This window comes from Collinsella aerofaciens (genome assembly GCF_041537385.1).
In the GTDB taxonomy this organism is placed as follows: domain Bacteria; phylum Actinomycetota; class Coriobacteriia; order Coriobacteriales; family Coriobacteriaceae; genus Collinsella; species Collinsella aerofaciens_BV.
Genome location: NZ_JBGORS010000002.1, coordinates 180,331 through 204,590 on the forward strand (window position 1 = coordinate 180,331; position 24,260 = coordinate 204,590).

Sequence of the window (24,260 nt, forward strand, 5' to 3'; positions counted from 1 at the left end):
ACACACTTTCCCTCAGCCCTTTTCATCCGCACGAGAGAAAAGCCAGCAAAGTCACCGCAGGGCCCGCCCGCCGAGAGGGGTTTCCTAAGGGCACATCCCGCAGCCGCAACGCGGCGAGGACGTGCCCGTGGAAACCCCGCAGGCGGGCAGGCCCGGGCAGGTTAACTTACTCCTTTTCCACGGCGCGCATGATCGCCTTGTAGATCTCCATCAGCGGGATGATCAGGAAGGCCAGGCCCAGGGCAGCGACAACGCCCTTGAGCTCAAGCGTCACGGGGCCAAAGAACATCTCGGCAAGCGTCGGCTGCACGGTTACGATCACCGTCAGCACCAGCGCCAGCGCGGCGGAAGCCCACAGCCACTTGTTCTGATTCTTCATGGTGAACAGCGACGCACGACGGCTGCGCATATTGAAGCAGTGGAAAATCTCGACCATGTTGAGCGTGATGAACGCCATCATCACACCTTCCTCGTCGGCATTGCCGGCGATCATATCGGCGATGTGGATGTAGCCCATGTCAAAGTACACGCCCACAAAGAAGCTCGCCAGCACCAGCACGGTGATGATTAGGCCCTGGACCACACAGTCCAGGCCCATATTGCCAGCAAAGACGCCGTCCTTGGCGTTGCGCGGCTTGCGCTTCATGATGTCGCCCTCGGCATCCTCCATGCCCAACGCGAGCGCGGGGAAGCAGTCGGTAACTAGGTTCACCCACAGCAGCTGCACCGGCTGGAAGATGGTAAAGCCGATGAGCGTGGCGATAAACACCGAGAACACCTCGGCAAGGTTGGCCGAAAGCAGGAACTGGATGACCTTGCGGATGTTGTCGTAGATGCGACGGCCCTCTTCGCAGGCACCGATGATGGTGGCGAAGTTGTCGTCGGCAAGCACCATGTCGGCGACGTTCTTGGTGACATCGGTACCGGTGATGCCCATGCCCACGCCGATGTCGGCGCGCTTGATGGACGGAGCGTCGTTGACGCCGTCGCCCGTCATGGCCACGATCTGATCGCGCGACTTCCAAGCCTCGACGATGCGGGTCTTGTGCTCGGGCTGGACGCGGGCGTACACGCCGTAATCCTCGATGTGCGCATCGAGCTCCTCGTCGCTCATGCGATCGAGGTCGGCACCGGTGATGGCCTGGCTGCGATCGGCGACGATGCCCAGCTGCTTGGCGATGGCCACGGCGGTGTCGATGTGGTCGCCCGTGATCATGACGGTGCGGATACCGGCGTCGTGCGCCTCGCGGATGGCGTCGGCGACCTCGGGGCGGACCGGGTCAATCATGCCGGACAGGCCGCAGAAGACCAGGTCGTGCTCGAGCGCGGCGGGGCTGCAGTCGGCCGGGACCTCGGTGTAGGTGCGGCTTGCCAGCGCCAGCACGCGCAGGGCCTCGTCGGCCATGGCCTTGTTGGCGGCCACGAGCTCGGCACGACGCTCCTCAGTCAGTGGAACGACCTTGTCGCCGTCGTAGATATGGGTGCACAGGCCGATCACCACATCGGGCGCGCCCTTGGTGTACTGCTCATACTCGCCGTCCAGGGTCTCGACGACCACGGACATCATCTTACGGCCCGAGTCGAACGGGGCCTCGCCCACGCGCGGGTGCTCGGCAGTCAGGCCAGTAAGACCAGCCTTGCCGGCGTCGTTGACGAGCGCGCACTCAGTCGGCTCACCCACGGCCTCGCCCAGCTCCTCATCCCACTGGGCGTCGGAGCACAGAGCCATACCGGCCAGGAACTTCTCCTTGGGCGCGGCGAGCTCGTGCTTGACGACGGTCATCTTGTTTTGGGTAAGGGTGCCGGTCTTGTCGGAGCAGATGGTCTGCGTGCAGCCAAGGGTCTCGACGGCAGAGAGCTTGCGGATAATCGCCTGGCGCTTGGCCATCTTGGTCACGCCAAGCGACAGCACGATGGTCACGACGGCGACCAGACCCTCGGGGATGGCAGCGACGGCGAGCGAGACAGCGACCATAAAGGTGTCGAGCAAGGCAGTCGGATCGGTAAGGACGTTGCCCACGCCGTGGCGGAGGATGTCAACGCCAAAGATCACGACGCAGATGATAATCACCATGATGGTGAGGATGCGGCTGAGCTCGGCAAGCTTCACCTGCAGCGGCGTGAGCTCTTCCTTGGCCTCGGCCAGGGCGCCGGCGATCTTACCCATCTCGGTGTTCATGCCGGTGCCGACCACGACGGCGCGGCCGCGGCCGTATACCACGGTGGAACCCATGTAGCACATGTTCTTGCGGTCGCCGAGCGGCACGTCATCGGTGCCCGCGGCAAGCTCAATCACGTCGGCGTGCTTCTCTACGGGCACCGACTCGCCGGTGAGTGCGGCCTCTTCGATCTTCATCGTGGCGCTCTCGAGCACACGGCAGTCGGCCGGGACGGAGTCGCCCGCCTCGAGCATGATCACGTCACCGGGCACGAGCTCGGCGCTCGGCAGGTGCACGAGCTTGCCGTCGCGCAGCACCTTGGACTGCGCCGCGCTCATCTCCTGCAGGGCCTCGAGGGCCTCCTCGCTTTTAGCCTCCTGGACCACGCCCAGCACCGAGTTGACGATAACGACGAACATGATGATGGCGACATCGGCAAAGTCCGCCTCGCCCTTGACCATGCCCGTGAGCGCGCTGATGACGGCGGCAACGATCAGCATGATGACCATGGGGTCGGCCATCTGCTCAAAGAAGCGCTTCCACAACGGTGTCTTCTCTGCTTCCTCGAGCTTGTTAGGGCCTGTCTTGGCGAGGCGCGACGACGCCTCGTCGTTGCTCAGGCCGAGGTTCTCATCGACACCCTGGTCGCTGAGCACCTCCGCCGCAGCGGACAGGTATTCCTTTTGCATATAGAGTCCCCTCCTGGGATTCGGGCCACTCAGCAGATTGATGCCCGATCATAATTCCCAGGAGAAGGGCAAGGGCTCATCAAGGCTGCCATGCTGAGCGGCAGTTGATAGTGGAGCTATGGTACCCCAAAGCGACGCGTCTAGCCAAAACATTCCATCTGGAAACACGGCACAGGCGCAACGGTGCAGACCGTGTGATGCTCAATGTTGGTAAAACGTTTTTTCTTCGGCACTTCGTCAAACTGAAATATCGCCCAGATAGCAGCGGTAAGAGCAGTTGATAAAATTTTTTCATATACCGTTTTCCCGCAAAAAATGAACTTCTTAATCGGCATACGGTCGTTTTTTTGGGGTATTCGGTCGGTATTTCGTTATAATCAACTCGATTTTATTTCTTATGGTTTATCTATCAGCGCAAGACGATGTCAGATGGAGGTCTGAATGTACAAGCGCACTAAGATTGTATGCACCATGGGTCCCGCCTGCGATAGCGACGAGACCATCCGCGAGATGATCAAGGCGGGCATGAACGTCGCCCGTTTTAACTTCTCGCACGGCTCTTACGACGAGCACCACGGTCGCATTGAGCGCGTCCGTCGTATTTCCAAGGAGCTCGGTCTGCCCGTCGGCATCCTGCTCGACACCAAGGGCCCCGAGGTCCGCACCGGCCTTCTGGTCGATGGCAAGAAGGTTGCCGTCAAGACCGGCGACAAGATCGTCGTCACCGCTCAGCCCACGTCCGAGGATTTCCACGGCACCGCTGAGCACATCTCCCTCGACTACCTGGCTCTGCCCTCCGAGGTCGAGAAGGGCTCCCTCATCCTGATCGATGACGGCCTGGTTGCCCTCGAGGTCGAGTCCGTCAGCGGCCAGGACATGACCTGCGTCGTCAAGAATGACGGCCTGATCGGCGAGCGCAAGGGCGTCAACATGCCCAACGTCAACATCTCGCTGCCCGCCATCACCGAGCGCGATCGTCAGGACATCCTCTTTGGCCTGACCGAGAACATCGACTACATCGCCGCTTCCTTCATCCGTGACGGCGAGTCCGTCCGCGGCATCCGCAAGCTTTGCCGCGAGAACGGTGGCGAGCACGTGACGATCTTCCCGAAGATCGAGTGCGCTCTGGGCGTCGAGAACTTCGATGAGATTCTCGAGGCTTCCGACGGCATCATGGTCGCCCGTGGCGACCTGGGCATCGAGATCAAGCCCGAGCTCGTTCCCCACATCCAGAAGGAGATCATCGCCAAGTGCAACGCGGCCTACAAGCCCGTCATCACCGCTACGCAGATGCTCGACTCCATGCAGCAGAACCCGCGCCCGACGCGCGCCGAGGTTGCCGACGTTGCCAACGCCATCTACGACGGCACCGACGCCGTTATGCTCTCTGGCGAGTCCGCTGCCGGTAAGTACCCGGTCGAGGCCGTTAAGATGCAGGCCAGCATTGCTCTCGAGACCGAGAAGTACCTCCCGGCCCACGCTCCGCTCGAGGTTCCGGCCGATGCTCACGGCACCCGCGTCGTCAACAACGTTGTGGGTATGTCCGCTGTGAACATGGCCACCACCGTTGGCGCCAAGTGCATCACCGTGCCGACGACCACCGGTCGTACTGCTCGCCTGATCTCGCACTTCCGTCCCAACATGCCGATCTGCGCGTTCTCCCGCCACGAGTGGGCCGTCCAGCAGATGATTATGTACTGGGGCGTTATCCCGCACCAGGCCGAGATTACCCAGGGCACCGTTAACGGCACGATCGTCAAGGCAATCGAGACCGCTAAGGAGCTCGGCTACGTCGAGACCGGCGATCTGACCGTCGCCACCGCCGGCGATCCCCGCATGAGCGTCCAGCTCGAGGACAAGGTCTCCTCGACCAACGTCGCTTACGTCGCTCAGGTGCGCTAAATCGCACTTGCAAGCACACTTGCATTGCAAAGGGCCCGGAAGGCTTCGCCTTCCGGGCCCTTTTTTAGACCTTCTTCGTATGCCGCATCATCGATTTGTGTTCAGTCGCGAACCTTTCCAATGTCGAGCGTACCACCGAAGATGCCCTGCGACGGGAGCTGTTGGTCAATTGGGATGAACTGTTCACCGTTAAGCCGACCGGCTAGCAGCTAGCGATCAGGGGGACTGCGGGAACGTCAGAAGCAGCAACGCGAGCCGCAAATCCCGCCTCGGTTAGCTCGATGACCTCGGTAAATGTTGCATCGAAGAACTCCTCGGTTAGCAGGCGATACGGCGGATGATCGGGCTCACCAGGGTTTTCGCGCACAATCTCGTGCATAACGCCAATGGTCTTGAGCACATACTCCTTATGGATGGGATACTGCCCAAAACGCGTCGCCGCAGTATACAGGCGATCGGTCGCACGCGGAATGGAAACGATGCCCAGCGTCTTGCCAAACCAGTCAAAGTCGCCTTGCTTTTTAATGCGGAATTCCTCGCACGGCTTGCCGCCGTGCGCCTCCAGGTACTGATTCACGCGCGTATTCCATACGGTATCCGCCACCAGATGCGACCAGACGCCCAGCGTCAAATCGAGCAGCGACTGCGCCACGTCACCGGGCGCGATCGAAAGCTCGCTAGCACCGGGACCAGCAACCGGCTCGGCGTCCTTGTAGCGTTGGGGATAATGCACCCGATTGAGTCGCTCGCGCTCCTCGGCGATCGAGGTCGCGGCAGCCGGCGTACCAACAGACGCCCCTTTGAGCAGCGGCGCCACATAGGTATCCCAGAACTCGTGCTCGCGCGGCTTAGGGATAGGCTCGGGGTTTGCAAAGTGCGTAATGCGATACGGAATGGGATCAGCGATACCAGGGACCATATAGCCCACGAAGATATCCGGAACCACGCAGCCAAACAAAAAGGCATTGCGGTCGCGCACGCTATTGGCAAGCGCGCCGGTGCACTCCAGCAAACGCTCCGTCTGAGCGATATGAATGTTCCAGCTTGGCATAGCCACCCCCATAAAAACCTGGATAACTATACCATCACGGCAAAGCCGCGCGGGCCGCTACGCACGCTCTACGCAGCAACTATTCCGCAGCGCCGCTCTCGGTTCCATACGAAGACACCGGCGCCTCGACCACATGGTGATATCGATCGATATAGATGGCGCGGGCACCCAGGCGTCGTACCAAATCCTGATGGTGCGTGCTCATCAAGACCGTCTTACCGGCAGCAACATAGGCCAGTAGAAAGTTGACCACGATGTCGCACGAGTCCTCGTCAAGTCCGTTGGTAGGCTCGTCGAGCACCAGGATATCGGGGTTCATCGACACGACGGCAGCCAGCGCCACGCGCTTCTTTTGCCCGCCCGAAAGCTGATAGGGCGAGGCATCGACCAGATCGGCAACCTGGAACAGCTCCATGGCATCGCGCACGCGGCGCTCGAGCTCGTCTGCCGGCAGCCCCATCTGCGCGGGACCAAAAGCAACTTCCTCGCCCACCGTAGCGCAGAACAGCTGGGCGTCGGCATTTTGAAACACAAAACCTACGCGCTGATGAAAACGCTGAGCGGCCGCGGAATCCTTTAGAAACGCCGCGTCGATCGCGTGCCCGTCAAACAGGTATGCCCCTGCGTCCGCGAGTTCAAGGCCGTTAATAAGGCGCATAATCGTCGTCTTACCGCAGCCGTTGGGACCGAGCAGGGCAACGAGTTCACCACGATCGACCTGCAGCGACACACCATCGACAACCGTATGGCCCGCATAGGAGAACACCACGTCGCGCAGCTCGATGAGCGGCGTGGCCTCGGCGCCGCCCGCACCGTTCGTGCCCGCCGCACTATTCATATCGATCGTCAAAACGTCGCCCTTCCCTAGTTGCATCCCCAGCCGGAACCAGCAGCGCCTACAGCACCGCGCACAACACGGCGAGCAGAACCACGCCGGCCGCATAGACCGCATCGCGCCAGCCAAACCCGGCGCGTGCAGGCGCCGGGTACACGCCGGCAAAGCCGCGGCAAAGCATAGCCTCGTCCATCGCGCGGCTGCACTCCATCGCCTTGATAAACGTCATGCCCATGATACCCGCCAGCGAGTCGGTGCGCGAAAAACCCGCAGGCGCGGAACCGACGCTGCGCAGCATGACCGATTCGCACAGATCGTGCGCTGTGCGTCCCAGCACCTCGATATGCTTGAGCGCCATATCGAAAGTAAAGATGACCTCGTCGGGCAGGTGCAGCATCTTAAGCGCCGCCGACATGCGGCTCCAGGTGAGCGTCCACGAAACACCCAGCACCAGCGACACGTTAATGAACGTCTTGAGTGCAATCTTGAGCATGGCGCCCGAGGCAGAAGCACCCAGCAGCAGGGCAGGCAGCGCCAGAACCACGGCAAACCCCGCGGCAGCCAACGCCGGCACAAAGGTAGCGCGCAGCCCGCGTACGGGGCGCACCGCGACCAGCACCAACGCGATCGCCGCCATCAACATCAGGTACAGCGGGCTTTGCGTCAGACACACGCACAGGACGCAAACGAACATCCCTAACAGGCGCACCGGAGCCGAAACGCAAGAAAGGGCGCGGTCGACCATCGACCCGCCCTTGTTCGCGCCTCCACCCAGGCGAACCCGCTCAAGCAGGCTCGCCAGGTGCAGGACGTTCTTTTGCATCACACGATGCCGAGCCCCCGCGGGCTCGTATCGCTCCTCGGCCGCAAGCCAACTAGGCAGCTCGGCTATTGCCATGAGCACCGCTTTCCTTGACCGTCAGCGAGACCAGGCGGAATGCGATGGTGAGCACCGCCACGCCAATCACGCCCGAAAGAATATACATCGCGGCCTGGCCGGCAAAGCCAAGGCCCTGCTCCTCGGAATAGGCCTGCAGATAATCGCCCGTGGGCAGGGCATCGGCAAAGGTCGGAGTGTCGAGACCGACCGAAGCCTGCAGACTGTCGTCACCAGCCTCCTGAACGGCGATCGCGGCGCCCTCGGCGTCCCACTCACCCCAGGCGTCACCGGTGGCAAGCAAGCCGAGCGGCGTAGCCACGACAAGCACGGCGACCAGGATGAGCGTGGGGACCAGCGAGGTCTTCTTGGCGGTTGTGCCCTCGGCAGCAAGCTGGCCATCGACGGCCTCGGGCCCGACGATAACGCTCGGCGCCGTCTTCTTGATAAAGCCGTAGATCGCGGCAGTCGCCACGCCCTCGACCACGCCGGCAACCAACATATGCGGAATCATCATGGCCGGAATGGCAATGGACAGCGGGAAGGGGCAGTACAGCGGCGCGCCCGAAGCGTTAGTAAAGAGCATGGGCTGAATACCAAACTCGACCGCCGCGCACAGGGCCGCCAGGCACAGGCCGACCCAGCCGCTTACGATGGCCGAAACCGAGGTGCCCCAGCTCTTGTCGTGCAAACGGCTGTTGAGCGCACGGAACACGATAGCAGCGGCAAACGGCAGCACGAAGGCCATGTTAAAGCAGTTGGCGCCAAAGGACAGGATACCGCCGTCGCCAAACAGCAGCGCCTGCAACGCCAGCGCGACCGAAACCGCGATGGCCGCGGCCTCCGGGCCTAGCAGCAGCGCGATGAGCGCGCCGCCGACGGCGTGACCAGTGGTGCCGCCGGGCAGCGGCACGTTGAACATCATGAGCAAAAAGGAGAACGCAGCGCAAATACCCAGAAAGGCCATATGCTCGCGATCGAGCGTGGCGCGCACTTTCTTGATGCAGTGAACCCATACGGGCACCATCGCCACCGCCATAACGGCATCGGTCTGCGGGGACAGATAATTATCTGGAATGTGCATGAGCCCTCTCAATCAGAACGTTGCGTGTTACGTTTCCAACAATCCGTAACACCGACTCTGCATACTAACAAAAAGGCGCACCGCCCACAACGCAGCACGCCCTTGCAATACGTACGTTATTAACCCAGGTCCACGCACCGTCCAATAAAGGCCCATGCACTCCCAACTTTCCGGTCAACCGGAAGAAGGTGCGGTCCGCTCGCAACAAGGTTAACGCAGGAACCCGCCCCCGAGAGGGGTTTTCTAAGGCAACATCCCGCAGCCGCGAAGCGGTGAGGACGTTGCCGTGAAAACCCCGCAGGGGGCGGGTTCCGAACGGCAAAGATTACGAGCGAACCTCGCCGTTTACGCCCTTGCACACCTTGGTGACGATCTTCTGGTGCGCCTTCTCGACCTCTTCGCTGGTAAGCGTGTGGTCGTCGGAGCGATACGTAAGCGCAAAGGCCATGGACTTTTTGCCCGCTCCGATGCGGATGGGATCGCGGTAGACGTCGAACAGGCGCACGCCCTCGAGCAACCTACCGCCGGCGCTGGTAATGCGACGCTCAAGATCCTCGCAGGTCACAGTGTTGTCGACCACGATAGCAAGGTCGTGCTCAACGGCCGGGTACTGCGAGAACTCGCGATAGTTCTCCTGGTTGCGGGCGCCCTTGATCAGCTTGTCCAAGTCGAGCTCAAAGGCAACGACGACCTCATCGATGCCCATCGCCTCGCGCGCCTCGGGGTGAATCTCGCCGACCCAGCCCAGCACGGTACCGCCGGACAGAACCTCGGCGGCACGACCCGGCTGCAAGAAAGCGTAGCCCTCGCCCTCGACGGGACGGAAGCGAACCTTCTCGATGCGCAGTTGGGCGAGCAGCTCCTCGACAATGCCCTTGCCAAAGAAAAAGCGCAGCTTGCGGTACTTCATGTTCCAAGACTGCTCGCTCCACTGGCCCGAAAGCACGCCCGCGACGGACTTGGTCTCCTTGGGCAGGCTGGCGTTTTCGCGGCCATGGAACAGGCTGCCGACCTCGTACAGGTGCACGTTGGGCGTACCGTGCGCCTCGTTGTAGGCCACGGATTGCAGCAGGCCCGGCAGCAGCGAGCGGCGCATCTCGGTCTGCTCGGCCACCAGCGGGTTCATGAGCACCACGGGGCAGCCGCGACCCTCGGCGGGCATGCCGATCTTCTCCAGGTCGCCCGGGGCGGCAAAGCCAAAGGTCGTGGTCTCGTTGAGGCCGCAGGCGCGCAGGATCTCGCCGACCTTGCGGGTAAGCTTCTGCTCGCGCGTCAGGCCGCCGATGTGGTTCTTGGCAGCCGGAATGGTCGCCGTGACGCGACCCATGCCCCACAGGCGCAGGACCTCCTCGATCAGGTCGATCTCACGCGGCAGGTCGGGACGGAAGCTCGGCGGCGTGACCATAAAGTCCTCGCCGTTGCGCTCGACGGTGCAGCCCAGGCGGGTGAGCGAGCGCTCGATAAAGTCGGGCTCGATGTCGGCACCGCAGATGGCGTGCACACGGGCCAGGCGCAGCTTAATGCTGTCGATGGTCTTGGGCGCGGGGAAAACGTCGACATAGCCGGGAGCAACCTCGCCGCCGGCGATCTCTTCGATGAGCGCGCAGGTAACGTTGGCGACATCCACGCAGCCGGTCTCGTCAACCTGGCGCTCAAAGCGAATGGAGGCGTCGGAGATCAGCGACAGGTCACGGCTGGTGTGCGAGGTGCGGCCGGCGTTGAAGCAGGCGCTCTCGACCATCACGTCGACGGTATCGTCCTCAATCTCGGAATCCATGCCACCCATAACGCCGGCCAGCGCCACGGGACGCTCGCCGTCGGTGATAAGGCCCATGCCGGCGTCGAGCACGCGCTCCTCGCCATCGAGGGTCGTGAACTTCTCGTCCTGCTGGGCGGCACGAACCACCACGCGACGGTGGCCATCGCGCTCGGCAAAGGTAGACAGGTCAAAGGCGTGCAGCGGCTGACCGGTGAGCATCATCACATAGTTGGTGATGTCGACGATATTGTTGTGCGGGCGCACGCCCAGGGCGTTAAGGCGCTTGACCATCCAGTCGGGCGAGGGGCCGACCTTCACGTTACGTACGATGCGGGCGACGTAGCGGTCGCACAGGCCCTCGTCGGCAATCTCGACGGAAAGCTCGTCGTCGGTCGCGCGGCCGGTCTCGGCCTTGATGGCGGGCAGCTCAACGTGGAAATCGCGGTCGAAGATGGCGCCGGTCTCGCGGGCCATGCCGATCATGGACAGGCAGTCGGGGCGGTTGGGCGTGATCTCGCAGTCGAGCACAGTGTCGCTCGAACCCACGTACTCGGCAAACGGCATGCCGCAGGGCGTATCCTCGGGCAGGATCATAATGCCGGAGTGGTCGCCGCCCAGGCCGAGCTCGCGTGCGGAGCAGTTCATGCCCATGGACACGACGCCGCGGAGCTTGCTCTTCTTGATTTTGACGTCGCCGGGAAGCACGGCGCCGATCATGGCCGTGACGATGTGGTCGCCGGCCTCGAAGTTCTGCGCGCCACAGACGATCTGCAGCGGAGCGGGGTTGCCGTCGGCGTCGAGATTCTTGTCACCCACGTCGACCGAGCACACATACATATGGTCGCTATCGGGGTGCGGGGTCTTGGTGAGCACCTTGGCAGTCACCACGTGGTCGAAGGACTCGCCCACGGTGTCGATCGCCTCGATCTCGGTGCCGGTACGGATATATTCGTCCGAAAGGGTCTTGGGATCCTCCGGAATATCGATCATGGTCTTGAGCCAGTCGTAAGAAACGCGCATCTAACTGGTCTCCTTTCATCTGTAACGTCTGCAATAAACAGACGGAAAACTCCAGCTACGGAGACGGGTTTCCGAGGTGCCGCAGATTGCCTTGAAAGAGGAGGGCCGCGTACTTAGGTACGCAACCGACGATTGAAAGGCAAGGTGCGGTGGCTCGGGAAGCCGCCGGGACAGGTCAACTTAAAATTGGTTCAAGAAGCGCATATCGCCCGTCATGAGCGTTCTGAGGTCGGGCAGGTCGTAGCGCAGGGCCGCGACGCGCTCGGCGCCAATGCCAAAGGCGAAGCCGGTGTACTTCTCGGGATCGATGCCGCAGTTGATCAGGACGTTGGGGTCGACCATGCCGCAGCCCAAGATCTCGATCCAGCCGCTGTGCTTGCAGAAGTTGCAGCCCTTGCCGCCGCACACGTGGCAGCTCACGTCCACCTCGCAGCTGGGCTCGGTGAAGGGGAAGAAGTGCGGGCGGTAACGCGTCTTGCGATCCTCGCCAAACATGCACTTAACAAAGTAGTCGAGCGTGCCCTTCAGGTCGCCAAAGGTGATGCCCTCGTCGACGACCAGGCCCTCGATCTGGTTGAACTGCGGCAGGTGGCAGGCATCGGCCGTGTCGGGACGGTAGACGGTGCCCGGGCAGATCATGTAGATGGGCGGCTTCTGCGACTCCATAGTGTGGATCTGCACGCCCGAAGTCTGGGTGCGCAGCAGCACGTCGGACTCGCCGTGGGCGTGAGCCTCGGGGTGCGCGACGCTGCCGGGGTTGTTGTCGACCACGTAGAAGGTATCGCGGGCCGAGCGGCTCGGGTGATCCATGGGAGCGTTGAGCGCGGTGAAGTTGTAGTAAGAGGTGTCGACCATGGGGCCGGACTCGACGGTGTAGCCGATGCCGCAGAAGATGTCCTCGGCCTCCTCGATGATTTGCTTGATCAGGTGCTGGTGGCCGATCTGCGGACGGATGCCCGGCAGCGTGATGTCGACGGCGTCGTGCTCGAGTGCGCGCTTGAGGGCGGCGGCCTTCATCTCGGTGTTTCGCTCGTCGAGCATGCCCTCGATCAGCTGGCGCATCTCGTTGGCGCGCTTGCCCATCACGGGACGATCCTCGGGGGCGAGCTTGCCCATCATGCGCATCAAGCCGGTGATACGACCCTTGCGACCGAGCAGCTCAACACGCGCAGCCTCGAGCTTGGCGGCGTCATCGGCGCCTGCGACGAGCTCCTTGGCCTCTTCCTCGAGTTTGACCAGATCATCAATCAGACTCATGTCTTCCCTTTCGTCTCTCGCGCATCCACTTGCCGCGGCGGCTGGAGCCACCCGGAGCTGCGGATGTGCGGCCCGGTTCGGTAACAAAAAAACCGCCCTCGGGCATGTGCATTGCCCAAGGACGGTTGAATTCCGCGGTACCACCTTGTTTGACCCGGCGGATGTCTGGCCCGCCGCGCCCACTCTGTGCCCCTTGTCGCGAGGCTCACGGCTTCCCTACTGGGGCTTCGCCGCCGCTGGCCGCGTGCCCGTTGAGGTCGCTGCTCGGGAGTGAACGCTTGGCCCTTGTCACCGCAGGAAGGCTCGCAGCCCATGACCTTCCCTCTCTTGCCGGCGACGCGGCGGGCAAAACCCTCTCCGTCAACGCATTGGGCTATAGGATAACACATTCTGCGTGTGCATCGCCGCGTTCCGTTTTGTTCGCACTGGGTACAAGGCAGGTAGCTGTGCAAACTGGCCGCACGCCCACCCGTGGCGCTCGACCTGCGAGATCAAGGATATAGGTATGGGAAAGAAACTCGATAAGAAGGCCAAGGCCGCCGTGGCAAAGACTGTCAAGGGCGTCAAGGCTGCTAAAGTCGACAAGGCCGTCAAAAAGTTCCGCAAACTCGAGGGCAAGCTGTGGACTCGTGAGTACCTGCTCAAGATTGCCGAGTTCGATGGAGCGACGATTGCTCCTGCCAACGGCGCAGCAGCGCGTGCCGACGCCATGGGCACGCTTGCCGGTGAGCATCACAAGCTGCTGACCAGCGAGAAGTCCGTTGAGCTCGTACGCTCGTTAGCGCGCGAGACCGTCGCCGGCGGCAAAATCGACGACCCGCAGCTGCTCGACGAGATCCGCGTGCTCGGCCGCGACCAGCGCGAGGCAAGCGTTATTCCTACCGAGGAGGCCGAGGCCTGGACCAGGCTCACCTGCGAGGCCGACGCCGTGTGGCATAAAGCAAAGGCGGCCAACGACTGGGCAAGCTTTGAGCCCTATGTGGACAAGATTGTGGGCCAGCTCAAGCATCAGGCCGAGCTTATGGACCCCAAGCGCGACCCATACGACGTTTGGCTCGACCAGTACGAGCGCGGCCTTTCGGCCAAGAGCTTCGATGCGTTTTGCGATGAGGTCAAGGCGACGGTCGTGCCGCTCGTGCACGCCATCGGCGAGCGCGGCCAGCAGCCCGATGCCGACTTTTTGCACGCCCGCGTGCCCGAGGCCGCCCAGCGCGCCATGAGCTTCGACCTTATGAAGCTTGTCGGCCTGAACCTGGACGACACCACGCTTGCCTTTACCGAGCACCCGTTTAGCGAGGGCTTTGCCGTGGGTGACGCGCGCATCGCGACACACATCTACGAGGACGATTGCATCTCCAACGTCTACAGCATCATCCACGAGGCGGGACACGCCATGTACGAGCTGGGCGTCAATCCTGCCTATGCGCGCACCTGTCTTGAGGGTGGCACCTCCATGGGCATCCACGAGAGCCAGAGCCGCTTCTTCGAGAACACCGTGGGTCGCAGCCGCGCCTTTATGGGACCGCTGCTCGAGGTGCTGCGCCGCCACGCACCCGAGGTCTACGGCAACGTCGACGAGGACACGCTCTACCGCGCCGTGAACATCGCGCAGCCGTCGTTGATCCGCACCGAGGCCGACGAGCTCACCTATCCGCTGCACGTTATGGTGCGCTACGAGATCGAGCGCATGCTGTTTGCCGGCGAGGCCACGGCCAAGGACATCCCCGCGCTTTGGAATCGCTTTATGAACGAGTACCTGGGCATTCCCGTTCCCGACGACACGCGCGGCTGTCTGCAGGATACGCACTGGAGCGGCGGATCGTTTGGCTACTTCCCCACCTATGCGCTGGGCAGCGCCTACGACGCCATGTTCGTGCCGGCCATGTGCCGCGACGGCGTCGACCTCAATGGCGCCTGTGCGAGCGGCGACCTGGCACCCGTCCGCACCTGGCTGGGCGAGCACATTTGGCAGTGGGGCCGCGCCAAAGACGCGCCGGAACTCATCAAGGGCGCCTGCGGCATGGCCTTTGACGCCCGCTACTACTGCAGCTACCTGCAGGACAAGTTCACCACGCTGTACGAGCTGTAAGGATTGACCAGCACGCCATCGCCAACGCCAACCATGTTGACGCCAATGTCTTGGCAACGTCAGCGAAAACGACCCTAAGCGAGCAAGGTGACGTGAAATGAAAGGGCGCTGACCTTCTGGTCGCGCCCTTGAAATTGAACGTCAGATTGCCGCTTAGGGACGTTTGCAGCGTCGAGCCGTTACGCGGTTTGGTAAAACCGCGTAACTACAGAGCCTCGAGTGCGCTAGCGATGCGCTTCATGGCGGCGTCGGCGGCCGATTGGTCCGGAGCCTCAGCCAGCACGCGAATCACCGACTCGGTTCCGCTCTTGCGCACCAGCACGCGGCCCTCGCCCGCCAGCGACGCCTCGGCCTCGGCGATGGCGGCCTGCACGCCCATGTTGCCCAGCGCGGCGTCCTTATCCGCCACGCGCACGGCAACCTGCGCCTGCGGCAGCAGCTTGCACGGAGCCGTGAGCTGCGAGAGCGTCTCGCGCTCGGCACGAATCACTTCCATCACGCGCAGCGAGGTCATAATGCCGTCGCCCGTGCGCTCGATATCGCCAAAGATCGTATGGCCCGTCTGCTCGCCGCCCAGGCTGTAACCGCCCTCGCGCATCTTGGCATACACGTGACGGTCGCCCACACCGCTGGTCACGGCACTTAGGCCGGCAAGCTCCAACGACTTGATCAGGCCAAAGTTGCTGGCAATCGTCGGAACCACGGTACCGCCCGAAAGGCGACCGTGCTTGTTCAGGTACACGCCGCACACGTACAGGATCTGGTCGCCATCGACCACGCGGCCGCGCTCGTCCACGGCCAGACAGCGGTCGGCATCGCCGTCGTAGGCAAAGCCCACGTCCAGGCCCTGCTCCACCACGTGGCGCTGCAGACGCTCCATATGCGTGGAGCCGCAGTCGACGTTGATGTTAAAGCCATCGGGCGCGGCGTTGATCACGCGCACGTCGGCACCAAGCGCGTCAAACACCGGCTTGGCCACCGAGGACGCCGAGCCGTTGGCGCAGTCGATACCGATCTTGACGCCCTGCAACGAAAAGTTCGCGCTGGCGATGAGCGAGGCAATGTAGCGGTTGCGGCCCTGCATGTAGTCCACCGTGGCGCCGATGTGGTTGCCCGTGGCCAGCGGCACCTCGCTCTTGCCATCGATGTAGTCCTCGATGAGCTCCAGTACGTCCTCGTCCATCTTAAAACCGTCGCTGTTGACGAGCTTAATGCCGTTATCGCAAAACGGATTGTGACTCGCGCTGATCATGATGCCGCAATCGAAGCAGCCTTCCACGGTCTGATGCGCTACGCCCGGCGTGGGGATCACGTGCAGCATATAAGCGTCCGCACCGCTCGCGACCAGGCCACTCACCAGCGCCGCCTCGAACATATAACTCGAGCGACGCGTGTCCTTACCCACGATGACGCGCGCCTTGCGCTCGCGGTTGGCGCCGTAATACCAGCCCACAAAACGGCCAATCTTATAAGCGTGTTCTACCGTCAGCCCAACGTTGGCCTCACCGCGAAAGCCGTCGGTGCCAAAGTACTTCATGCGCTCTCCTTACAAAATAGGGGCGAACAGATTGCCTGTCCGCCCCAAAATGGTACTCGATTATCTGCGCTACCAGAAAAATCCTACGCCGACGCGCTGTCGCGAGCCGCCTGGCATGTAGGAGTCTGACGCAGCGTAAGCGGCTTGTCCCCCGCCTCGGCCGACGTGGTCAGCGTATACGTGATCGTCGTCGTCTCGCCAGCATGCAGGTCAACGGTGCCCGAATAGAAGGGAATTCCATGCCACGTAGCGGCGCCAAGACCAAACTGGGTGCCCTCAACCGTAAGGTCACTGATGTTGCCGCCCGTCGGGGCAAACAACGAGACATTCAGACGCTCGTCGTCGCGCGCGGCATCGGGCGCGCTCGCCGCGACGTAATCGGGCAGCTTGCCTGCCTCCTCCTGCGTCATGATGTTCGTCAGGGTAACGGTGATGCGATACGAGCACGTGCCGTCGCCGTTCTTGACGCCCTGGCCAATCTGCGTATCAGCGTTCAGGTACCAGTCGAGCTTGGAGAAGCTCAGGTTGTTAAAGTAAACGCCGGCAACGGGATCGGCACTCGGATCATCCGGATCGGGTAGCGAAGCGTCAATGCCCGTCTCTTTGATGGCATTCTGCTCATCATCGTTTCTCATCCAAGCAATCAGACGGCCCTCTTCGGCACCGCGCTCGAATGCACCGACAAGCTTTGTAACGTCGACGTCACCGATGCCACCGAGAATCTTGTCGAAGGCGGCGCTGGCAACAGCCGCAAAGATGCCGTCCGATTCCTCGACCGGATAGTTCCAATACACATCGTGCATGAGAACCTTCGCCGCGTTGGTACCGTCGACGACCGTACCATCGGGCAGCGAGACATTACCGACAAGGCCCAGCAGATACTGCAGGAACACCGGGTCGATACCCACGACGCCGTCAACGTCCTGCCCATACTGGGACTTCCACAGCGCGGCGACACGCTGTGAGTTGCGGGGCCAATCGGGCGAATACGCGTTACCAGAGTTGTACAGGTTACTGTGGTCACCAAACAGTGCCTCGTCCTCTTCGTCGACGCTCTCAACCGCCTCGTCTTTGCCAAGCGCAATACATGGAACAAACTCGCCAATCGACATCTGGCCGTCGGTGACCGAAATCAGGCCCTGCGAACCGCCAAAGCCGCCGCAAGCACGAATCTCGACGTTGTTCATGGCGTACACAAGGTAGTTACGCGTCTGGCCGTTGGCGCCGAGCATCTGGGGAAGGACGGGGGCGACCTTCTCCGCCGCGTCAACCGCGCCGTTGAGGGTAGCAAAGCCGTCCTTGGCCTTATCGACCAGCTCGGTCACCTGGGAAATATGAGTATCGCCAATGCCCTGGATCTTCTCGTTGGCGCTCTTGAACACCTTCGAGCTGCTGGAAAGCGAATCAGCGACCGCCTGCAGCGCGGACACGTTAATCATGCCGTCCTGGAACAGCTTGCCGGGCGTGGCCTGCGAAAGGTTATCGGCCATGGGAACCAGCGCATTGCTCGAGACATCGGACAGGACGTCGATCATGGTGCGGGCCGCATTGATGTCACTGCCATACACCGGGATAAACGAAGCCGCCGCCCACAGCGGGCTCGAGGTCTCCGCTTTCATGCTGTCGCAGAGCTCATCAATCTTCTTCGCGTCGTCAGGCAGCGTCGAAAAATCGCCCGACGTGACCTTGTCCTTAAGGCCACCGACGATCTCGACAGCCTCCTTCGCTTCGCTCTTTACGGTCTTTGCCGAGTTAAGCAGCATAAAGCCGCTTGCGCCAAGCGCAACGAGAAGCACCGCGACTACAGCGGCAATAATGGCGCCGGTGTGACGCTTTTTGCGCTCGCCCTTGCGATGGCGATGACGGACCAGACCGTCAGAGGTCGAACTCGACGAAGCGTCGCTACCGTAGTTCAAGCCAAAATCGTAATAATCTTCCTTGGAACCCGAGCCCGCAAACTCGGCACCGCTATCATCCAGGCGGGCGAACGTGCCAGTCTCGGAAGCGCCGGTGTAGATCGTGCCAAGGTTACCCGTAAGCCCCGCGCCACCGGCAGAGGGAGTATTGTTGGCGGCCTTGCCGGCATTAACGTTGCCGGCGGCATTCGCGGCGTTGGCAGCACCTGCATTGTTCTCAGGTGCCGAAGGAGCCCCGCTCGGCTGCGACGTGGAGGTTGCACCGCCCGCAAAGACATTCCCTCTTGCACGGCCGGTCTTTTTTGCCTTTTGTGATTGCTCGTACAGAGCGGTAAACATCGCCGTCTCGCCCGGGGATACGCGCTTACCGGAACCGCCCTGTCCAGCGCCGCCCGGCGTGCCAGCCTTACCAGCCCCGTTCGGACGCGGCGGAACTGCAGGACGGCCGCTATCGCTGCCCTTAAAGTGATTACCAGCCATAAAGAAATCCTCGCAATTGAGTCGTAATGAAAAAATCCATAACGTTACTAGTTTATGGCATTTTGGGCATCGACAGCTAAACTCCAGACACGGACATCAATTGGCGAAAATGTGGCACAACACCTTTTCTGTCTTGGCGGCGGCGCCAGCTACACCGTGAGGAACATCATCACGATGATCATGGCAAAGCCGATAAGGTCGGTCGGCAAAAACACCGTGCCCAGCATAACGGCGCTGGTGATGGTCGCCGAAACCGGCTCCACAGTTCCGATGAGACTCGCACGCACCGAGCCGATGTCCTTAACGCCCTGCATATAGAGCATGTAAGCAAAAAACGAGCCGATAACCACGAACACCGCGAGCGCCTCGACGCCGGCAGCGTCGAGCGCCGGTATATGCGCCCAGGGCTGCACGAAGACACACGAGACCACACCCGCCGTGAGCATTGCCGAGCCCGTGACGATGGGGCTGCCGTATTCGGGCAGGATCTTAGCGGGAATCACCGCCATACACGTGGCGCTGACCGCACACATAAGACCTGCTGCCAGGCCAAGCGGCGAGATATTCAGGCTGGTGGGGTCGCCGCCGGTGGCGATTAAAAAGGTTCCACCCAGAGCCAGGCCAATGCCGATGACTTCGCGAGTACGCGGCATGCGGCGATCGGTCACGCAGGTGTAGCCCATGATGATAACGAGCTGCAGGCACTGGAGCACCGTCGCGGTTCCGGCGTTCGTCAGACGCACGGCCGAAAGGTAGCAAAACTGGTTGAACAGCAGACCAAAGGCGGTAAAGAGCAGCAGCTGCTTGCGATCGGCGGGTGTGGTCCAGAGCTTAATCAGGCGCTCGCGGTCGCGCGTAACAACCACGGCCATAAAGAGTAGACCGGCGAGAATCTGACGCACGCTCATAAGCCACAAGGTGTCGACGTGGTAGGTATCGAACAGAAAGCTCGCGCTGGTGCCCGAGAAGCCCCAAAACGAACCGCCCACCAACGTAGCCAAGACGCCCGTGATCATCTTGCGCGTCGAAGCGCTGTTCAGGCGGTCGCGCCATGCGCGACGGGTGTTGCGGCTGAGCTCGTCGGTGCCCTCGGGCACGTCAATGTTCGATATATCGGTCATCGGCACCGAAGCCCCTGCGCCTTCGGCCTGCTCGACACGCTCTTTGCTCATTCCACTCCCCCGAAGCAGCCTGGAAACAATTCGGCTTACCTTACCACGGCGAAGGCACCAGCTGGAGGCTTGTCCGCTTATCGGTAGGACAATTCCGCAGGCGTCTTTCCATAGCTCGATACCGCAATGGCCTTGCATTGCGCGACAGCCAAATCGCGGCAGCAGGCTCTTTTGAAATGGATATGACAAAGCCCCCGAATTCCACAATGTAAGCGATTTTTAAAAATGTTCTTGCCACCGAGTTCAGGCTCCGTTATATTATCCCTTGCGCGCTTGCGCACCCTTGATCGGGCGTTTAGCTCAGGGGGAGAGCGCTTCCCTGACACGGAAGAGGTCAGAAGTTCAAATCTTCTAACGCCCACCAAATGTTCGCAGCTCAGAGGCTATGTCTCTGGGCTGTTTTGTTTTATGTCGCTAAATCCGCTGGCAGCTCCAACCGTCATCGCAACGTAACATCAATTCACCTGACAAATGGCAGCCAAACAAATTCAATACCCCAACATCAACAATAGCCAGGCACAAAACTGCGCCGCAAGCTGCTCCAGCCGCCCAACTGGCCAAAAGCCGACCATCTACTTGCCGATCTATCCATCGGCATAACCAATCAGTCCGCACCGCAACTTCTCAGCAAAACGCCGCGATGTCTGCGCCCTGCGGTATCCTTGAGCCACTCGCACCTGCAGCACCAAGGAGCCGCCATGCGCACCGAGCTCGATGTCCCCTTTTCGCACAAAGAAGAAGCCAAGGCGCTGGGCGCCAAATGGGACCGGACCAAGAAGATCTGGTATGTACCCAGCGGCGTCAACCCCGAGCCCTTTGCCGAGTGGCTGCCCGGTGTTGACCGATCCGACCCCTCAGCACCGTATATATATCTAGTACTGGGCAAGCGCGAGTGCTGGAAGTGTCACAAAGAGACCTCGGTCGCGGCCTTCGGCATTCCCTATCGAACCGATGACGGCAAGGGCATCGCCATTGCGCACGCGCCCAACGAAGCCGGGCACATTACCATCGACACGGCCAATGCCAACGCGCTCGCCATTGTTCCCGCTCTTGGCTGCGTCCCGGGCGAGATCCGCGACTATCTTTCTAAGCGCTGTGGCTACAAACCCGTAGGCGCACGAGCCTCCAAAGCCCCGTCGCTCGGCAACACGTGCACCAGTTGCGACGCGCTGCAAGGCAGCCACTGTCTGTTCGAAGAACCCACGTCCCCGTTTGCCCTCACCGCCATCAACAAGCTGCCGGCACTGGAGTTTGTGCGTGTCGAAGTTGCCGGCGTCTTTGGCGTCCCGGCCACGCGCACCGACTTTGACCAGGCACTCTTTACTTGGGCACGCGACCATCACGCCGAGTTCCACAAGCAGCTCGGTGAGTGGATTTATTTGTAGGAACGGAGATGCCTTCACAGCCAGCTCCTCCGCATCACCCATCCCTCGTCGCCGGCGTCGTACACGATATCGAGGCCACAAACAGGGCATTTCTCCTGATACACCGGCATATGAACGCCTGTCCGTTTTCTCACTTCGTCGCTGAACCTGTCACGTGCATCGATGAACCGAATGTCGAGACACGGTATTTGCGAGCCGCAGCAAGGACAGGCGACAGCAAACGACCCGCAATCAACTTCTACGCCCGGAAACATATTGTTGTCGATAAGGGCACGCGGCAGTTTTCCGTACTTCCCCATCGCAATATCGCCTCGCCAGCTCACGCTCGCTCCCCTCTCGCTATACAAATCAGGAAGAGCATGCACCGGCAGGCGTGCGCGAGATTGCATCGCCGCGCGATCCGATCAAACGACACGATCGTAAAAGACCGCCAAAGCCAAATTTCATCGTCGGTCGCACCCTGTCCGGCAAACTCAATATCGACGGGTATGTGCTTCAGATAACTCATGTCGGGCGCAAAACGAGGGTCCGGTCCGCCTTTATGAACAGGACCGTGCAGAACAAACCATCCGTTTTCGGGCTCGAACCGCTCAACAAACGCAAGGCCGAGCACCTTATAGCCCACCTCGGTTGCAAATATGACTCCGACTGGGATGCCACATTCCATGCAGTTGAGCATTTTACGGTTGTAATTCTGGTCTCGAAAACCAACGGTACCCGGCGCTTGAACCGAGTACTTAATGACCCACGTACCATCGTCCAAATAGAGCGGAGGCACATCGTTGATGCTCTCGGTTTGCCGCTGGCGCGCTTGTACCCCGCTACCCCACTCCCCTGTATACTGATGTAGCACGTGTTTCATCCGGGCTTGTTGGGCCGGATTGTTCATGGGAGGGTCTTATGGCTGCTTCGAACCCGCCTAAGGGAAGCGTTTCTTCTTCGTCCATCAAGCCGGTGACGCGCAAGGCCGTGCGCTGCCAGCGCGAGGTCGCCTGGCTTGTCACGCAGGCGGCGGGCAGACTCGTGGCGAGCACTCAGGACGTCAATGCGCCTACGCCGAGCTTTGTGTTAGCGGCGGCGCTGGATTTTGTGCGCCAATTGGAGCTTGCCGCACAGGATGCCAGCGGCCACCTCGACTACCAGAATGTTATGGCGCCCGACCTGCAAACGTTCTGCCACATGGCCAAGTTGCCCGCCGCACCCAATGCGCTTTCGGACGCAGGCTACATGTTTACGCTCTCGGGCGCGGACCTTATCCGCGACATCTACGCATACTGCAGCGAGCTCGCCGAACGCCACGTCTTTGACGCGGCAGAAGTCAAACCGGGATATGTCATCAAGCTGGTTCTTAGGCTGTTCTTGATGGACGGGTTCGGGGCCATGCCGGCGTAAGCCGAGTCTTTAGCATCACCGTCGACTGGGCAACAATCGCTTTACCTTAGTGGGCGCCAATCGAGGGTCGATTATTGGGTCGCCTCGTCCACTAACGCATTTATTCCACGCGCTCTGACAGTCGATATTTGCGGTTGCGGCTTGTCGACGGCGCCGTCGGCTCAAGCTCACCCTGCTCAATGAGCGCATTGACGCGTGCCCTAACCTGGGAAACCGTGAGTCCCGTGCGCTCCACCAGTTCGCGCGTCCCCAATTCGCCGTAGCGATTGAGTGCCGTCATAATCAAGTCCCCGCCATGATCGACTGGCTCGATCTTTGAACGGTAAAGTACGACCTTGAACCGATCGAACCCCGGGCAGAACAGGGGCTCGGCCAGACCATGCGCGCGCATGGCATCGATCATCATCGGGATGCCCGAGCCATTGCCCTCAGCCGGCGAACCTGCGCCATCCGGCAGCGGGACAATCGACATGAGTTTCACGAGCGTCGCGTTACGGCATCGGGAGCTGCCGTCAAACAAGTTCTCGCGAGTCTTCCCTCCATAAAGGCCGCCGGGATTCGTCACCTCGATACGGTCGTCAAAAACGTCGACGGCGATCGATTGCCCACAGAACCGATCCCCGTATTCTCGATGGATTACGGCGTTGGCGATTGCCTCGCGCAGAACCTCCTCGGGAATCTCCAGCGAGTCGACACGCGAGACGCCTTGGACGGTCGAGGTTCGCCGCAAATTCTTGGCGACGGCCGCGACAGCATCCGAGATCATCTCGCCCAACGTTCCCTCACAGATTGTGCGGTCCATAAACCTTAGTGGCCCCGCAGCTCCCTTTTGAGTTCCCACGTGGACAGCCACATCAATGAAGAGCTTGGGATAGAACTGCTGAGGGTAAACGCCCGCGGCAAGGAGGCCGGCCTTGGTAACATTGCCCTGGAAGTCGAAGAGATTCAGGCGCTCCATCTTTGTCTTCTTGTCCGCCGCACCGCGCATCGCTCGAGGCGTCAACGAATAGGCACGCTCTATCGTGCGGTCGACCAGCGACTCGTCGAGATCGCCCACACTCGTGCCGGGCACCGCATCGCGATCGCTAGGACTCGTCCGTTCATATGACGACAGTGCCAAAACCTCGGTCGACGAAAGCGGGACATCTTTGTCATCGATGCGTTTGTAGCTGCCACCTTGAGCGCCCCGCTCTATGACATAGCAAGGCTTGCTCGACGGGTCGAGCTCCTCAATCGCGATGACCAGAACCACGGTGCCCTGGAGCTCCACGCGCTCAATGGTGTATTTGGGCGGATTGGCCAGCTTTCCGCGACCGCCGGCATCGCCCATGCCCGCCACGAATTGGTTGAGCACTTTCTCGGTCTCAAAGTTTGCAACTGGGACAAAACCCGCGCGCTCGCTCACTCCGAGTACGATGATGCCGCCGGCGGTGTTTGCGAAAGCGCTGACCGTTTCCCATACGTCGCGGGAAAGCGTCGTGGCGCTCTCCTTGACCTCAACGTTAAGATCGTCCGAGCCCATGCGCCTTAAAGACTCGAGCAGACCGGTCAGTTCGTTTTCGTTCATCTGCACGTCCTTTCGCTCGGTTCTGCGAAGAATGCCGCGAATAGATTTCCTTCGTCTCTCAGTTATCTCTCGTAATTATCTCTCATCTT

At 61.1% G+C, this 24,260-nt stretch carries 17 protein-coding genes and 1 tRNA gene; 5 read left to right on the top strand and 13 right to left on the bottom strand.

The genetic code is table 11. The features are described from left to right. Positions 1–166: 166 nt before the first annotated feature. Together ACEG18_RS04250 and ACEG18_RS04255 are read right to left on the bottom strand one after the other, a co-directional pair. A complete protein-coding gene (locus ACEG18_RS04250) occupies positions 167–2,848 on the bottom strand; it encodes a cation-translocating P-type ATPase (protein ID WP_372541386.1) in 2,682 nt (893 codons plus the stop codon). A gap of 140 nt (positions 2,849–2,988) precedes the next feature. Continuing rightward, positions 2,989–3,183, bottom strand: coding sequence for a hypothetical protein (locus ACEG18_RS04255; RefSeq protein ID WP_372541388.1), 195 nt, complete (start codon positions 3,181–3,183; stop codon positions 2,989–2,991). A 106-nt stretch (positions 3,184–3,289) separates the two neighbouring features. Between ACEG18_RS04255 and pyk the strand changes: the two genes are divergently transcribed. After that, entirely contained in the window at positions 3,290–4,750 is a 1,461-nt protein-coding gene (pyk, locus tag ACEG18_RS04260; protein WP_349108356.1) for a pyruvate kinase, read from the top strand. A 202-nt stretch (positions 4,751–4,952) separates the two neighbouring features. On the opposite strand, the gene ACEG18_RS04265 is transcribed toward pyk, so the two are convergent. From ACEG18_RS04265 to pheS, 6 genes are all read right to left on the bottom strand, one after another. Next, a complete protein-coding gene (locus ACEG18_RS04265) occupies positions 4,953–5,801 on the bottom strand; it encodes a hypothetical protein (RefSeq protein ID WP_372541389.1) in 849 nt (282 codons plus the stop codon). A 79-nt stretch (positions 5,802–5,880) separates the two neighbouring features. After that, on the bottom strand, positions 5,881–6,651 hold the full coding sequence (locus ACEG18_RS04270) for an energy-coupling factor ABC transporter ATP-binding protein (protein WP_233509116.1): 771 nt from the start codon (positions 6,649–6,651) through the stop codon (positions 5,881–5,883). A 46-nt stretch (positions 6,652–6,697) separates the two neighbouring features. Beyond that, entirely contained in the window at positions 6,698–7,534 is an 837-nt protein-coding gene (locus ACEG18_RS04275; RefSeq protein ID WP_118384977.1) for an energy-coupling factor transporter transmembrane component T family protein, read from the bottom strand. Further along, positions 7,512–8,597 carry a cobalt transporter CbiM gene (gene cbiM, locus ACEG18_RS04280; RefSeq protein WP_117790189.1) on the bottom strand — a complete coding sequence of 362 codons (1,086 nt, stop codon included), beginning with the start codon at positions 8,595–8,597 and terminating at the stop codon, positions 7,512–7,514. The genes ACEG18_RS04275 and cbiM overlap by 23 nt, the downstream gene beginning before the upstream one ends. A gap of 325 nt (positions 8,598–8,922) precedes the next feature. Further along, positions 8,923–11,376, bottom strand: a complete 2,454-nt coding sequence (gene pheT, locus ACEG18_RS04285) for a phenylalanine--tRNA ligase subunit beta (protein ID WP_372541392.1) — start codon at positions 11,374–11,376, stop codon at positions 8,923–8,925. 180 nt (positions 11,377–11,556) lie between these two features. After that, positions 11,557–12,633, bottom strand: coding sequence for a phenylalanine--tRNA ligase subunit alpha (gene pheS / locus ACEG18_RS04290; RefSeq protein WP_055250566.1), 1,077 nt, complete (start codon positions 12,631–12,633; stop codon positions 11,557–11,559). Between the two features lie 505 nt (positions 12,634–13,138). On the opposite strand from pheS, the gene ACEG18_RS04295 reads away from it, so the two are divergent. Then, complete coding sequence (locus tag ACEG18_RS04295; RefSeq protein WP_372541395.1) at positions 13,139–14,722, top strand: carboxypeptidase M32; 1,584 nt, start codon at positions 13,139–13,141, stop codon at positions 14,720–14,722. A gap of 205 nt (positions 14,723–14,927) precedes the next feature. Here ACEG18_RS04295 and glmM read toward each other — a convergent pair whose 3' ends face one another. From glmM to ACEG18_RS04310, 3 genes are all read right to left on the bottom strand, one after another. Further along, a complete protein-coding gene (gene glmM / locus ACEG18_RS04300) occupies positions 14,928–16,259 on the bottom strand; it encodes a phosphoglucosamine mutase (RefSeq protein WP_118206072.1) in 1,332 nt (443 codons plus the stop codon). Positions 16,260–16,342: 83 nt separating this feature from the next. Beyond that, complete coding sequence (locus ACEG18_RS04305) at positions 16,343–18,655, bottom strand: DUF4012 domain-containing protein (RefSeq protein WP_372541396.1); 2,313 nt, start codon at positions 18,653–18,655, stop codon at positions 16,343–16,345. A 149-nt stretch (positions 18,656–18,804) separates the two neighbouring features. Continuing rightward, the gene (locus ACEG18_RS04310; RefSeq protein WP_372541398.1) at positions 18,805–19,827 is read right to left on the bottom strand and encodes a DMT family transporter; all 1,023 of its coding nucleotides are present in this window, start codon (positions 19,825–19,827) and stop codon (positions 18,805–18,807) included. 289 nt (positions 19,828–20,116) lie between these two features. Between ACEG18_RS04310 and ACEG18_RS04315 the strand changes: the two genes are divergently transcribed. Beyond that, positions 20,117–20,191, top strand: a tRNA-Val gene (locus ACEG18_RS04315). 334 nt (positions 20,192–20,525) lie between these two features. After that, positions 20,526–21,212 (top strand): DUF5710 domain-containing protein, encoded by a 687-nt coding sequence (locus ACEG18_RS04320; protein ID WP_372541399.1) that lies wholly within the window; start codon positions 20,526–20,528, stop codon positions 21,210–21,212. Between the two features lie 319 nt (positions 21,213–21,531). Here the strand turns inward: ACEG18_RS04320 and ACEG18_RS04325 are convergent, their stop codons facing one another. Further along, entirely contained in the window at positions 21,532–22,101 is a 570-nt protein-coding gene (locus ACEG18_RS04325) for a hypothetical protein (protein WP_372541401.1), read from the bottom strand. 11 nt (positions 22,102–22,112) lie between these two features. Between ACEG18_RS04325 and ACEG18_RS04330 the strand changes: the two genes are divergently transcribed. Further along, entirely contained in the window at positions 22,113–22,604 is a 492-nt protein-coding gene (locus ACEG18_RS04330; protein WP_372541403.1) for a hypothetical protein, read from the top strand. Positions 22,605–22,704: 100 nt separating this feature from the next. On the opposite strand, the gene ACEG18_RS04335 is transcribed toward ACEG18_RS04330, so the two are convergent. Next, positions 22,705–24,171, bottom strand: a complete 1,467-nt coding sequence (locus ACEG18_RS04335) for an ATP-binding protein (protein ID WP_372541405.1) — start codon at positions 24,169–24,171, stop codon at positions 22,705–22,707. Positions 24,172–24,260: the final 89 nt, after the last annotated feature.

Excerpts from the sequence above, each read along its gene's own strand:
- ACEG18_RS04275 (WP_118384977.1), bottom strand. The coding sequence starts at position 7,534 with ATGGCAATAGCCGAGCTGCCTAGTTGGCTTGCGGCCGAGGAGCGATAC.
- pyk (WP_349108356.1), top strand. The coding sequence starts at position 3,290 with ATGTACAAGCGCACTAAGATTGTATGCACCATGGGTCCCGCCTGCGAT.
- ACEG18_RS04255 (WP_372541388.1), bottom strand. The coding sequence starts at position 3,183 with ATGCCGATTAAGAAGTTCATTTTTTGCGGGAAAACGGTATATGAAAAA.
- pheS (WP_055250566.1), bottom strand. The coding sequence starts at position 12,633 with ATGAGTCTGATTGATGATCTGGTCAAACTCGAGGAAGAGGCCAAGGAG.
- ACEG18_RS04310 (WP_372541398.1), bottom strand. The coding sequence starts at position 19,827 with ATGAGCAAAGAGCGTGTCGAGCAGGCCGAAGGCGCAGGGGCTTCGGTG.
- ACEG18_RS04250 (WP_372541386.1), bottom strand. The coding sequence starts at position 2,848 with ATGCAAAAGGAATACCTGTCCGCTGCGGCGGAGGTGCTCAGCGACCAG.
- ACEG18_RS04295 (WP_372541395.1), top strand. The coding sequence starts at position 13,139 with ATGGGAAAGAAACTCGATAAGAAGGCCAAGGCCGCCGTGGCAAAGACT.
- cbiM (WP_117790189.1), bottom strand. The coding sequence starts at position 8,597 with ATGCACATTCCAGATAATTATCTGTCCCCGCAGACCGATGCCGTTATG.
- ACEG18_RS04320 (WP_372541399.1), top strand. The coding sequence starts at position 20,526 with ATGCGCACCGAGCTCGATGTCCCCTTTTCGCACAAAGAAGAAGCCAAG.
- glmM (WP_118206072.1), bottom strand. The coding sequence starts at position 16,259 with ATGAAGTACTTTGGCACCGACGGCTTTCGCGGTGAGGCCAACGTTGGG.
- ACEG18_RS04335 (WP_372541405.1), bottom strand. The coding sequence starts at position 24,171 with ATGAACGAAAACGAACTGACCGGTCTGCTCGAGTCTTTAAGGCGCATG.
- ACEG18_RS04265 (WP_372541389.1), bottom strand. The coding sequence starts at position 5,801 with ATGCCAAGCTGGAACATTCATATCGCTCAGACGGAGCGTTTGCTGGAG.
- ACEG18_RS04330 (WP_372541403.1), top strand. The coding sequence starts at position 22,113 with ATGGCTGCTTCGAACCCGCCTAAGGGAAGCGTTTCTTCTTCGTCCATC.
- ACEG18_RS04305 (WP_372541396.1), bottom strand. The coding sequence starts at position 18,655 with ATGGCTGGTAATCACTTTAAGGGCAGCGATAGCGGCCGTCCTGCAGTT.
- pheT (WP_372541392.1), bottom strand. The coding sequence starts at position 11,376 with ATGCGCGTTTCTTACGACTGGCTCAAGACCATGATCGATATTCCGGAG.
- ACEG18_RS04325 (WP_372541401.1), bottom strand. The coding sequence starts at position 22,101 with ATGAACAATCCGGCCCAACAAGCCCGGATGAAACACGTGCTACATCAG.